Source organism: Alginatibacterium sediminis (assembly GCF_003610775.1).
GTDB classification, from domain to species: domain Bacteria; phylum Pseudomonadota; class Gammaproteobacteria; order Enterobacterales; family Celerinatantimonadaceae; genus Alginatibacterium; species Alginatibacterium sediminis.
Genome location: NZ_RAQO01000004.1, coordinates 550,887 through 562,757, shown reverse-complemented (window position 1 = coordinate 562,757; position 11,871 = coordinate 550,887). Strand labels below are relative to the sequence as shown.

The following is an 11,871-nucleotide window of genomic DNA, read 5'->3' as shown; positions in this document are numbered from 1 at the left end:
AGTTGGTTAGAGCGGTGGACTGTTAATCCATGTGTCGTTGGTTCAACTCCAACCTGGGGAGCCACTAAACAAAATGCCAAGCTTCAACTCTTAATTATACCAATCACAGTAATTTATTGATCACTATTGTTTGACTAAAACACCAATCTTGGCGTCATAACTCTTGTCATTAGACCGCTAATAACCGCAACTTCTTCCTAAAGCTAAGCGTTTTAGTACAACAAGGTAAAAGACCAAAAATATAATGGGATTGGTATTACCCTTCGTTCCTGCTTTCAATACACATCAATAAACTCCTAAAACTAAGATTGTGAACAATCTCGCTTTACTTCCCCATCAAACTGTTTGTTTTTACCTCAGTTTACTCAATTAGTATTATACGCAAAGGCTTATCTCCGCTAAACTAGTGATCACTAAATACAGCACCTCAGGAAATCTATTTGTAAATGCGTGAGCTAAAGATATTCATATCGATTAGTACACTTATCGTTACAGCACTTATTGTGGCCTTCTTTTTGGTGGTATTTAGTAATGCAAGTGAAGATGTCCAACGAGAAAAAGATAACACACTGGTACAAATAGCTGCGCATCTCAGGCATGCAGAAGCAAGCCAACAAATGACAGAGACTCTTTTAAAGCACTACAATCTAGAAGATATTGATATTAATGGATTTCAAGCTAACAGCGACACCTCAACTCATTGGCTTATTTCTATTTTTCCTCGTACTAATAGAAAATTCGTTATTTCGGAAAATAGCAATTACGTCGTTGGCCATCTAAATACGGCTCGAATTTTGGACGGGCCAATAAGTATTTTCACGAGCTTTTTAGCAGTAGTCCTGATTAGCTGGCTATTACTAATATTGGTTTACATCCGAATCTTACGTAGCACCCACGACAGTCTAGAGTCTTTAATTCAAAGTGGTTTAGTCCCTAAGCACCCTGTATTGGGGAACATTGGGGAGTTGTTAACTCAGCAACAACAAGAGGTTAAACAGACTCAACAATCGCTTGAAGAAGAAAAGCTCAACATTTATCAAAATAGCTTGCTACACCCCCTCACCCGTCTAAGAAATAAGTTGAGTTTTAACGACTACATTAACGAGCGACTAAACGACGGTGATATAAAAAACCATAGTGCTGTAGTGTTTATTCGTGGAACCCAGCTTGCAAAAATCAACGAAACGTTGGGTGGTGAACATGGCGACCGATACCTTGTTGATCTAAAACAAATAATTGATTCATCTTCATCAAGAGTTAGCAAACGCCTCATTTTTCATTTTAACGGTGCTGAGTTTGTATGTTTTGGTGAATTTAAAACCGAGCAGCAGTTATCGTTGTTTCTCAGCGAGTTGTGTTCAGCAATACAGCATTATAGCTCTAAACAAAATTACGATTCTACGGCAGTAGTCGCAGCGACTCATCTCGATAATAAAGGTAATTATGTTGATCTTATGCGTCGTTTGTATCTTGGAATCGCAAGCGCTCAACTAACTAATTTGGACGGATGGGTTATTCAAGAAGACGACCAAGTTAACGTCGACGATGACCAGCAATGGGGCCAAATTCTCAAGCAGGTTATCGATGCCGGCAACATAACCCTTGAAAGCCAAGCGATTCAAACCACAGCAACAATGTCTCAACGATACAGTGAAATTTATTGTCGCTTTAAAGACGCACAAGATAACTATCTGCCAACTCAAACTACCTTTGTGATGGCTCAACGACTTGGTTTTGCTGAAAATCTAGAAAAAACAGTAATTAGAAAAATACTAAAAACTATTCCGAAAACACAACATTCGGACCGTCATTTTGGTATTAATATCAGCGAAGATGCACTGCTAAGTAAAAGCTTTTTAATCTGGCTTGAACGCGAGTTGAATTTGGATTTGGGCTTATGCAAAAAACTAGTCTTTGAAATTCCAGAGCATGTGTTGCTCGCACATCAGAACGCTTGTTTGCGCTTCTGCATTGTATTACGCCGACTAGGCTGCAGGGTTGCAATTAGTCATTTTGGTGAAGGCTTCGATTCTTTCAAGCTACTTGAAGAAATTAAACCAAATTACGTTAAGCTACATCGAAAAATAATTGAAAACATAGCGACTGACGTAGCAAGTAAGCATATTTGCCGACTAGTGATTGACGTTGCTCATCAGCTCAATGTACTAGCCATTGCAGAAGGTGTTGAAGATAGGGAGCAACGCCAACTGTTAGAGCGTTACCATATTGATGGCATACAAGGATATCTAGTAGGTAAACCGCAATCGATGATTGCTTAATTGACGCGCTGTTGCAATGACAACTAAATTGCGAGTCGCTCGACTCGCAGATGATTGTCTTACGCTATTCTAAGTTCTTTGATTGATATCTTTTGCCGACGTAAAGCTTCGTCAACTTCAAATACACGTTGGTTACTGCTGCCGCGCCACAATAGTTTGGCATCTTTTAGCGACTGCTCAAACTTGCCGTCAATAAGTACGTCTATATAGTTCAGAATGTCCCGCTGTTTAGATGTAAATCGTTCAAGGGTATAACCAGTCCACAACCAAATGTCTTTATCAGGGCATTCCTGTTTTACCCGTTTAACTAAACGTAAGATTGCGTCAGCATTAGGCCCATAAAGTGGATCGCCACCACTAAGAGACAAGCCTTTACGGACAATTCGCGTGTCATTTAAGTCATCAATGATCCGTTGTTCCATGGCGTCGTCAAAAACAAAACCTGAATCACAACGCCATGTAGCTTGGTTATAGCACCCTCGGCATTGGTGCTCGCAACCAGAGACAAACAAGGTGCAGCGTGTGCCTTTGCCATTAATAACATCAACAGGGATATATTGATGGTAATTCATATCACTCACCTAGAAGGTTTGTTAAAGATGTTTAACTCGACGTTTAACTTCTTCTTGCTTGCCAAAGTTAAATGGTCTTGCATCTGGACTACCTAAGTAACCGCACACGCGTCGAGTGACAGAAACTTTACTAGGGTCACTGTTTCCACAGCTAGGACAGACAAATCCTTTGCTAGTACAATCAAATTCACCGGAGAAGTCGCAGGTATAGCACTCATCAATAGGGGTATTGGTACCGTAGTAAGGAACCCGTTCGTAGCTATAGTCCCAGACTTGCTCTAGCGCTTCGATGTTATGCTGCATATTAGGATATTCCCCATAGCAGATAAAACCACCATTGGTAATTGCTGGATAAGGCATCTCGAAATCAATTTTGTCGAATGGATTAACCTTTTTCTCGACATCTAAATGAAAGCTATTGGTGTAATAGCCTTTGTCAGTCACACCTTCGATTAAGCCGTACTCTTTTGCATCTATTGCACAAAAACGACTACACAAATTCTCACTCGGGGTACTATACAAGCTATATGCATACCCAGATTCTTCTTTCCATTGCTCAGTTGCAGCTTGCAACTTAGCTACAATGGCAAGCGCTTTTTGTCGTTTATTTTGACTATCAAAAACGTGTTCATCTACACCATAAAGAGCGTTAATGGTTTCATGCAAACCGATATATCCAAGAGATATTGATGCCCGGCCATCTTTAAATATTTGTAGAACTTCGTCATCAGCTTGCAAACGAACACCACAAGCACCTTCCATATATAGAATTGGCGCTACGCGTGCTTTTACACCTTCTAAGCGAGCGATTCGGGTTTGAAGCGCTTTTTGACTGAGCTGTAGACGTTTTTCAAGCAATTCAAAAAATTTCGCTTCATCACGGTTAGCTTCTATAGCAATTCGAGGAAGATTTAGACTGACAACGCCTAAATTATTGCGTCCGTCATGTTGCTGTACGCCATTTTCTTCATAGACGCCCAAAAACGAGCGACAACCCATAGGGGTTTTAAATGAACCAGTAACTTCAACAACTTTGTCATAGTTTAGAATGTCGGGGTACATACGCTTGGTCGAACATTCAAGTGCAAGTTGCTTAATATCGTAGTTTGGATCGCCTAATTGATGATTAAGACCCTTTTTAATCGCAAACACGAGTTTAGGGAAAACTGCCGTTTTAGCATTGATACCTAGACCTGCGATTCTGTTCTTTAAAATTGACTGCTGAATCAATCGGCTAGCCCAAGACTCACCCAGCCCAAACCCAAAGGTCACAAACGGCGTTTGTCCATTAGCGGTGTGTAAGGTATTTACTTCATACTCAAGCGATTGGAATGCATCGTAACAGTCTTTTTCTGTAAGCTCTGTTGCGTACTCTTCAGCCGCCGTTATGCCCCACTTGTTCGCTAGTTCTAGGTGTTTAGCATATGTAGATAACACATAAGGTTCTAATATTTCGTCAATTCTATTGATGGTTGTACCACCATAGATGTGGCTCGCTACTTGCGCAATAATCTGAGCAGTTACCGCTGTCGCAGTCATAATAGACTTAGGGGTATCTATCTCTGCGTTGCCCATTTTAAACCCTTTGGTCAACATGCCCTCTAAATCGATCAACATACAGTTGAACATTGGGAAGAACGGCGCATAGTCCAGATCGTGGTAGTGCAAAACCCCTTGTTCATGAGCATCAACGATATCTCGGTCAAGCAAATGCTGTTTTGCATAATGACGCGCAACAATCCCAGCTAATAAATCACGCTGGGTGGGGATCACTTTACTGTCTTTATTAGCGTTTTCGTTAAGTAAACTAGCGTTGCTTTGCTCGACCAGGCCTCTGATCTCGTGATTCAATACACTTTGTTTTTCTCGAGCAAGATCTCTATCGTGCCGGTACTCAATATAAGCCCGGGCAATTTCTTTATTAGGAGCAAGCATCAACCTGTCTTCTACCGCTTGTTGAATCAATTTTATTTCAACTTGTTCAAGATGAGCGAAGAGCTTCTCAACATCCTGGGCAGCATGCTTTGCAATCAGTTCGTCTTTGTAGTCAATAGCATCGGCTGCTTTTTGAACTGCATCTTGAATTCTTTTTGCACTAAATGCGACGCGATTGCCATCACGTTTGACTACGACTAACGCCATTTTCGATTGACTCCAATAAAAGTAAAGCACCCAAAAATCGCCGATAGCAGAAGATATTCAGCGAAGCGATGATTAAGACAAGGTAATGTGGGTGTATTCATAATCCCTTTGAACCACCATATGTAGTATGCGATAAGTGTAGTTACCCCAACATGTTGACGCCAGCGAGAAATAGAGCCATTTAAGCCTTCAATGATCCCGATCAAATTTTACGGTGATCAAGTCCTTTATTTTACTTTTGCCTTTTGAATAACGTTACTTTGTTTACGGTTGTTTCAAGTGCTGCAACAAGTGATAATACGGCTATCGTATTTAGCCTTGGTTTGCCATCGTGGATTATTTGCTGTTGTTGATCAGTACGGTACTGGTTAACAACTTTGTATTAGTTAAATTTTTGGGCTTATGTCCGTTCATGGGCGTATCGAGTAAAGTCGAAACGGCTATCGGTATGTCAATGGCTACTACATTTGTATTGACTATAGCTTCGTTAAGCTCCTATTTAGTTGAGCACTATATTCTTATCCCGTTAGGTATTTCTTACTTACGAACCATGAGCTTTATTTTGGTGATTGCTGTAGTTGTGCAATTTACAGAAATGTTTGTTCAAAAAATGAGCCCTACTTTACATCGTTTACTTGGCATTTATTTACCGCTAATCACGACAAACTGTGCAGTACTTGGCGTAGCCTTGCTCAACATTAACGAAGCTCATAGCTTTTTACAGTCAATCATCTACGGCTTAGGCGCAGCATTAGGTTTTAGTTTGGTATTGGTATTGTTTTCTGCGATGCGTGAAAGAATTGCTAGTGCTGATGTACCTTTACCTTTTAAGGGTGCCTCCATAGCTATGGTTACCGCAGGCCTAATGTCGCTTGCTTTTATGGGTTTTTCAGGCCTGCTTTAATTGATTTTGGAATAACTTGTGTCAGCACTTTTTGCTCTAACTGCACTCGCCCTCATTTTTGGTGCAATCCTTGGCTATGCCGCTATTCGATTTCGTGTTGAAGGTAATCCTTTGGCTGATGAAATCGAAGCCATACTACCGCAAACCCAATGTGCTCAATGCGGTCACCCAGGATGTAAACCTTATGCAAAAGCCATCGCCAATGGTGAAGCCTTCAATAAATGCGCGCCAGGTGGCGAAGAAACTATCATCGAGATTGCAAACCTCTTGGGCGTAGAGCCAATTGCCTTAGCTGAATCAGCTCATAAAGAAGAAGACGGTAAAATGGTTGCCTTTATTGTTGAGGATGCCTGTATTGGTTGTACAAAATGCATTCAAGCTTGCCCCGTCGACGCAATCTTAGGTTCAAACAAAAAAATGCATACTGTAATAGCTAAAGAGTGTACTGGCTGTGAGTTGTGTGTTGCCCCCTGCCCAACCGACTGCATTGAGATGCGACCCGTTGCCACGACTCCAAGTAATTGGGATTGGAAACTTCAGCAAATAGATGTACGCATTGTTGAAGAGGATCAACCATGAATAACTGGTTAGAAAATGCAAAAGTTGGCATATTGCACCGGTTTCGCGGTGGAGTTCATCCTCAGACCCACAAATCTAATATTGATACTAGCCAGGTTTACCAGCTTACTTGTAGTGATGAATGTGTAGTCGCGCTGCAGCAACACATTGGCAGTCCAGCAAAGGTCATTGTAGCTATTGGCGACACTGTACTGAAAGGACAAGCCTTATCTCAGTCACTATTATTTCAATCACCACCTGTGCATTCGCCATGTTCAGGCGTAATTACTGCAATCGAAAAACGCCCAAGTACCCATGCAAGCGGATTAGATGTCATGTCGGTTGTTATCACAAACGACCATCAATATAACAGTGTACAAGCGCAACCAGCGTTAAGCATATTGGATGAAAACGTAGAAACTATTATTCAACGTATCCATGACTGTGGCATCAGTGGCATGGGTGGCGCTGGGTTCCCCACAGCTATAAAAATAAATCAAAGCAAAGACATAGACCTGCTGCTTATCAATGGCGCTGAATGCGAGCCGTATATCACTGCCGATAGTAGTCTGATGCAAAATTACGCTAACGATATTGTTAGTGGCGTCCAAATTATCAAACACTGTTCAACTGCAAGTTTAGCCTTAATTGCAATTGAAGACGATAAACCAAAAGCAATTGCGGCGATTCGAAGTGCATTAGACGCCGTCAAAGACCCAAATATTGAACTACGCGTAGTGCCTACAAAATACCCATCAGGTGGTGAAAAGCAGTTAATCCAAATTGTAAGTGGTATAGAAATTAGTGCCGGAATGCCACCAATTGCCCAAGGTATTTTGGTACAAAATGTAGGAACCGCCTATTCAGTTTTTCAGGCGGTTGTCCATGGCAAACCACTTATAGAACGCGTAGTAACCTTAGCTGGCGACTACGTTGAACAAGCGCGAAACTTTTGGGTTCCTATCGGTACTAGCATTGAGAGTCTATTGCAACAAAATGGATGCCCTAGTCCTTCCCAAACGCTTAGTCGACCTATCGTAGGTGGCGCAATGATGGGTTTTATGCTTAATGATTGTCAGGCACCGGTTACTAAAACTAGCAATTGTATTCTCTACAATGAAGCTAAAGTAATAAAACCGGCTCAAGCTTGTATTCGTTGTGGTGAATGTGCTCAAGTTTGTCCAATTGGATTACTGCCACAACAATTGCATTGGTACAGTCAAAGCAAAGATCTAGAGAAGGCAAAACAATATCAAGTTATGGATTGTATCGAATGTGGTGCTTGTGCGTTCGTTTGTCCTAGTGAGATACCATTGGTTCAAGAGTACCGCGAGACCAAGGCTGCAATTCGACTACAAGTCCAAGCCAAACTCGATGCAGAACGCGCTAAAATGCGTCATGAAAATCGCCAGCAACGTTTAGAACAAGAAAAAGAGGCCCGTAAGAAACAACATCAGCTTGCCGCGAAACGCCGTCAGGAAGCTGCCGATAGCTCGGATGGAGATGCCGTAGCAGCTGCTTTAGCACGTGTTAAATCGCAACAACAAGCAAAAGCTAAAACATTGGATAACGGCGAGCTGGTGCCGGATAACCAAGCAGCAATTGAAGCACGTAAAGCAAAGAAAGCTGAGCGTTTAGCAGCTAAAAATACTCAACAAACAAGTGGTGATTCACAAGCGGACTTAGACCCAGTAGCCGGGGCAATTGCACGCGCTAAAGCCAAAAAGCAACAAGCCAACATAGAGTCTCATGTGGCCAAAGACCCAAGACCTAGCAAAAGCCAAAACCCTGCCGTAGCCGCTGCAATCGCCAGAGCAAAGGCAAAGAAACAGCAAGGTAATGAAGAGGTTCAAGAGCCTGAAACATCAGCACCTAGCACCAAACAGAACCCTGCCGTAGCCGCTGCAATCGCCAGAGCGAAGGCAAAGAAACAGCAAGGTAATGAAGAGGTTCAAGATCCTGAAACATCAGCGCCTAGCACCAAGCAGAACCCTGCTGTAGCCGCTGCAATAGCAAGAGCGAAGGCAAAGAAACAACAAGCCAGCGCAGAGGTTCAAGAGACTGAAGCATCAGCGCCTACCACCAAGCAGAACCCTGCTATAGCCGCCGCAATCGCCAGAGCGAAGGCAAAGAAACAACAAGCCAGCGCAGAGGTTCAAGAAACTGAAGCATCAGCGCCTAGCACCAAGCAGAACCCTGCCGTAGCCGCTGCAATAGCCCGAGCAAAGGCAAAGAAACAACAGACAAGTTCAGATGACCAAAAGCCTCAACCATCTAAGCCTAAACCAATCCAAAATCCAGCCGTAGCTGCTGCTATAGCCAGAGCAAAAGCTAAAAAGCAAGAAAAGGAAGCTCAAAATGATTAGTTCATCCCCGTATATGCGGGTACAGCGGAAAACCTCTGAACTAATGCTTATCGTGTGTTGCGCTCTTGTCCCCGGAATAATCGCGCAAATTTGGCAATTTGGTTATGGCGTAATAATTCAACTCGCGTTAGCAATCGTCTGCGCATATTTCTGTGAAGCTTTGATACAAATTTTACGTCGACGTAATCCTTTTATTTATCTAAAAGATAATAGTGCGCTGTTAACAGCTATGCTGTTAGCTGTATCTATTCCTCCCTACTCGCCCTGGTGGTTAACCATCATCGGGGTAAGCTTTTCGATTATAATTGTAAAACAGTTATATGGTGGACTAGGACATAATCTATTTAATCCAGCGATGGCTGGATATGTGTTGCTACTTATTTCGTTTCCAGTATTGATGACTTCTTGGTCACCCGCGGCAGAACTTCTACCAAATCAACTAAGTATTACACAAGCTTTTGATATAATTATCTATGGATTTACACAAGATGGATTTAGTTTAAGGCAAGTTCTTAGCATTGATGGATTTACACTTGCCACACCGCTTGATGCATTTAAAACTGGTCTAGATCAATCACTAACGTCTAGCGAAATAATTCAACAAGCTATGTTTGATAGTTGGGGACCAAAAGGTTGGAACATTGTTAACCTCGCATTTTTGCTCGGTGGTTTAGGGCTTATTTTGTCTAAAGCGATTCGTTGGCATATTCCTGTTTCTTTCTTATTAAGCTTAAGCACTCTTACCCTATTATCGCAAATCATAGCGCCCGACCAAAGTGTTAGCCTTTCGATTCAATTACTTTCAGGTGCGACTATGCTCGGTGCATTTTTTATCCTAACTGACCCCGTTTCGGCTGCCACTAGCAACAAAGGACGCTTGGTTTACGGCGCGCTTATCGGTTTACTGGTTTTTGTTATCAGAACTTGGGGAGGCTACCCAGATGGTGTGGCATTTGCGGTACTGTTAGCAAACATTTGTGTACCCATGATCGATTACTATATTCGCGACCGCGTATACGGATACCAAAAATGAAGAGTTCGTCAACATCCCCTCGCAGTATAATGAAGCTAGCATTGTCATTGGCTAGTTTTGGTTTTGTAGCAACCTCGCTTGTAGTTGCTACACATTGGGCCACTAAAGAGGCGATAGAACAACAACGCAAACAACAGCTTATTAAAGGCTTTAGCCAAGTGCTTCCGCAAAACATGCTCGACCAAAATTTACTCGAACGCTGTATTTTACTTGAACAAGATCCCTTGCTAGGCTCAGATCAGAAAAAATCTGTATGGCTAGCTAAAGAGCAAGATAAAGTTGTCGCTATGGTATTTCAAACCACCGCGCCAGATGGTTATAACGGTGACATAGATTTGCTACTAGCAAGTGATCTAACTCAGAAAGTACTGGATGTTCGAGTCATTTCACACAAAGAGACACCCGGACTTGGCGATCGCATCGACATCCGTAAAAGCGATTGGATAAAAAGTTTCTCGGAAAAAAGCTTACATGAGAGTAATGACTCACGCTGGGCTGTCACCAAAGATGGTGGTATGTTCGATGGGTTTACTGGTGCCACGATCACTCCTCGAGCGGTAGTAAAAGCCGTAAAAAACACGCTGGTTTATCAAGGTATGCACCAAAGTGAAATCTTAGAGCAAGCATATAATTGCGGGGATGACAGTATGCTTAAGGATGACCAAGATGACTAACTTTGCTGCCATAGCTAACAACGGTTTGTGGAAAAACAATCCAGGTATTGTGCAATTGTTAGGACTTTGCCCCTTACTTGCTGTGACCAATTCAACTGTTAACGCGATTGGTTTGGGCCTAGCAACCATGGTGGTTCTGTTAGCATCGAATATTACCGTGTCAATGATAAGAACTAAGGTAACGAAAGAAATTCGTATCCCTGTATTCGTGATGGTAATTGCAGCTTTTGTAACCTGCATTGAACTACTAATGAATGCATATACCTATGAGCTTTACTTAAATCTTGGAATTTTCATTCCTTTGATCGTAACCAACTGCATCATCATTGGACGTGCCGAAGCATTTGCGGCTAAAAATACCGTTAAAGCAGCTGCCTTTGATGGATTAATGATGGGTTTAGGATTCGGGCTCGTTTTGCTGATACTCGGAATGGTACGCGAAGTGCTTGGCGCTGGAACTCTATTTGCGTCTATGGATTTACTGCTTGGCGATTGGGCCAAACAACTTGAGATCGTCGTGTATCAAAGCGATCACAAGTTATTGTTAGCGGTTCTGCCACCCGGAGCTTTTTTAGTTATGGGTTTTCTAATTGCAGCTAAGAATGCAATTGATAAGGCATTGGAATCACGTTCAAAACCAGCTGTAATATTGGAGCCAATTAACCACAATGAACAAACATAAACGCCATGAAATCCTATCAAGATTGCAGGCACAAAATCCCAAGCCTGAAACTGAACTGCACTACAATTCACCATTTGAATTGCTTATTGCGGTTTTGCTTTCCGCTCAAGCAACTGATGTATCCGTAAACAAAGCGACGGCTAAATTGTATCCCGTTGCCAATACACCTGAAACGCTTTTGGAATTAGGTGTTGATGGCGTAAAGTCGTATATAAAAACCATTGGTTTGTTCAATTCAAAAGCTGAGAATGTCATAAAAACATGCCGGATACTTGTTGAGCAACACCAATCACAAGTTCCAGAAAACAGAGAAGCCTTGGAAGCACTTCCAGGTGTAGGTAGAAAAACCGCTAATGTTGTATTAAACACCGCTTTTGGCTGGCCAACAATTGCTGTAGATACGCACATTTTCCGTCTTTCTAACCGAAGTAAGTTTGCTACTGGAAAGAATGTTGACGAAGTTGAGAACAAACTGCTTAAAAATGTACCTAAAGAGTTCAAACTTGATGTACATCACTGGTTTATCCTCCATGGTCGCTACATTTGTACAGCTAGAAAGCCGCGCTGTGGAGCCTGTCTTATTGAAGATTTATGTGAGTTTAAAGACAAAACAAGCGACTAAGCCTTATTTTCTATTAACCTAGCATCTTCTATATGTTGT

Annotated in this window: 10 protein-coding genes; 8 read left to right on the top strand and 2 right to left on the bottom strand. The window is 42.1% G+C overall.

Annotated elements, in window-relative coordinates:
* The first annotated feature begins 446 nt into the window (after nt 1–446).
* Nucleotides 447–2,279: an EAL domain-containing protein gene (locus tag DBZ36_RS05620; protein WP_120353938.1), complete on the top strand. Its 1,833-nt coding sequence runs from the start codon at nt 447–449 to the stop codon at nt 2,277–2,279.
* 59 nt (nt 2,280–2,338) lie between these two features.
* On the opposite strand, the gene nrdG is transcribed toward DBZ36_RS05620, so the two are convergent.
* Both nrdG and nrdD read right to left on the bottom strand, forming a co-directional pair.
* Nucleotides 2,339–2,851: an anaerobic ribonucleoside-triphosphate reductase-activating protein gene (gene nrdG, locus DBZ36_RS05615; protein ID WP_120353937.1), complete on the bottom strand. Its 513-nt coding sequence runs from the start codon at nt 2,849–2,851 to the stop codon at nt 2,339–2,341.
* A gap of 21 nt (nt 2,852–2,872) precedes the next feature.
* Nucleotides 2,873–4,993, bottom strand: coding sequence for an anaerobic ribonucleoside-triphosphate reductase (gene nrdD / locus DBZ36_RS05610; RefSeq protein ID WP_120353936.1), 2,121 nt, complete (start codon nt 4,991–4,993; stop codon nt 2,873–2,875).
* 328 nt (nt 4,994–5,321) lie between these two features.
* Here nrdD and rsxA point away from each other — a divergent pair, with 328 nt between their 5' ends.
* Genes rsxA through nth form a run of 7 tightly spaced genes read left to right on the top strand, consistent with a single transcriptional unit; the run spans nt 5,322 to nt 11,832 of the window.
* The gene (rsxA, locus tag DBZ36_RS05605; protein WP_120353935.1) at nt 5,322–5,897 is read left to right on the top strand and encodes an electron transport complex subunit RsxA; all 576 of its coding nucleotides are present in this window, start codon (nt 5,322–5,324) and stop codon (nt 5,895–5,897) included.
* Between the two features lie 18 nt (nt 5,898–5,915).
* A complete protein-coding gene (gene rsxB, locus DBZ36_RS05600; RefSeq protein ID WP_120353934.1) occupies nt 5,916–6,476 on the top strand; it encodes an electron transport complex subunit RsxB in 561 nt (186 codons plus the stop codon).
* Nucleotides 6,473–8,821, top strand: a complete 2,349-nt coding sequence (gene rsxC, locus DBZ36_RS05595) for an electron transport complex subunit RsxC (RefSeq protein WP_120353933.1) — start codon at nt 6,473–6,475, stop codon at nt 8,819–8,821. Before rsxB ends, rsxC begins: the two co-directional genes overlap by 4 nt.
* Entirely contained in the window at nt 8,814–9,854 is a 1,041-nt protein-coding gene (gene rsxD / locus DBZ36_RS05590) for an electron transport complex subunit RsxD (protein ID WP_120353932.1), read from the top strand. Before rsxC ends, rsxD begins: the two co-directional genes overlap by 8 nt.
* On the top strand, nt 9,851–10,528 hold the full coding sequence (gene rsxG, locus DBZ36_RS05585) for an electron transport complex subunit RsxG (RefSeq protein WP_120353931.1): 678 nt from the start codon (nt 9,851–9,853) through the stop codon (nt 10,526–10,528). Before rsxD ends, rsxG begins: the two co-directional genes overlap by 4 nt.
* Entirely contained in the window at nt 10,521–11,210 is a 690-nt protein-coding gene (locus DBZ36_RS05580; RefSeq protein WP_120353930.1) for an electron transport complex subunit E, read from the top strand. The genes rsxG and DBZ36_RS05580 overlap by 8 nt, the downstream gene beginning before the upstream one ends.
* A complete protein-coding gene (gene nth, locus DBZ36_RS05575) occupies nt 11,197–11,832 on the top strand; it encodes an endonuclease III (protein WP_120353929.1) in 636 nt (211 codons plus the stop codon). The genes DBZ36_RS05580 and nth overlap by 14 nt, the downstream gene beginning before the upstream one ends.
* The last annotated feature ends 39 nt before the right edge of the window (nt 11,833–11,871 follow it).

Excerpts from the sequence above, each read along its gene's own strand:
- nrdG (WP_120353937.1), bottom strand. The coding sequence starts at position 2,851 with ATGAATTACCATCAATATATCCCTGTTGATGTTATTAATGGCAAAGGC.
- rsxG (WP_120353931.1), top strand. The coding sequence starts at position 9,851 with ATGAAGAGTTCGTCAACATCCCCTCGCAGTATAATGAAGCTAGCATTG.
- rsxD (WP_120353932.1), top strand. The coding sequence starts at position 8,814 with ATGATTAGTTCATCCCCGTATATGCGGGTACAGCGGAAAACCTCTGAA.
- DBZ36_RS05580 (WP_120353930.1), top strand. The coding sequence starts at position 10,521 with ATGACTAACTTTGCTGCCATAGCTAACAACGGTTTGTGGAAAAACAAT.
- nrdD (WP_120353936.1), bottom strand. The coding sequence starts at position 4,993 with ATGGCGTTAGTCGTAGTCAAACGTGATGGCAATCGCGTCGCATTTAGT.
- nth (WP_120353929.1), top strand. The coding sequence starts at position 11,197 with ATGAACAAACATAAACGCCATGAAATCCTATCAAGATTGCAGGCACAA.
- rsxC (WP_120353933.1), top strand. The coding sequence starts at position 6,473 with ATGAATAACTGGTTAGAAAATGCAAAAGTTGGCATATTGCACCGGTTT.
- DBZ36_RS05620 (WP_120353938.1), top strand. The coding sequence starts at position 447 with ATGCGTGAGCTAAAGATATTCATATCGATTAGTACACTTATCGTTACA.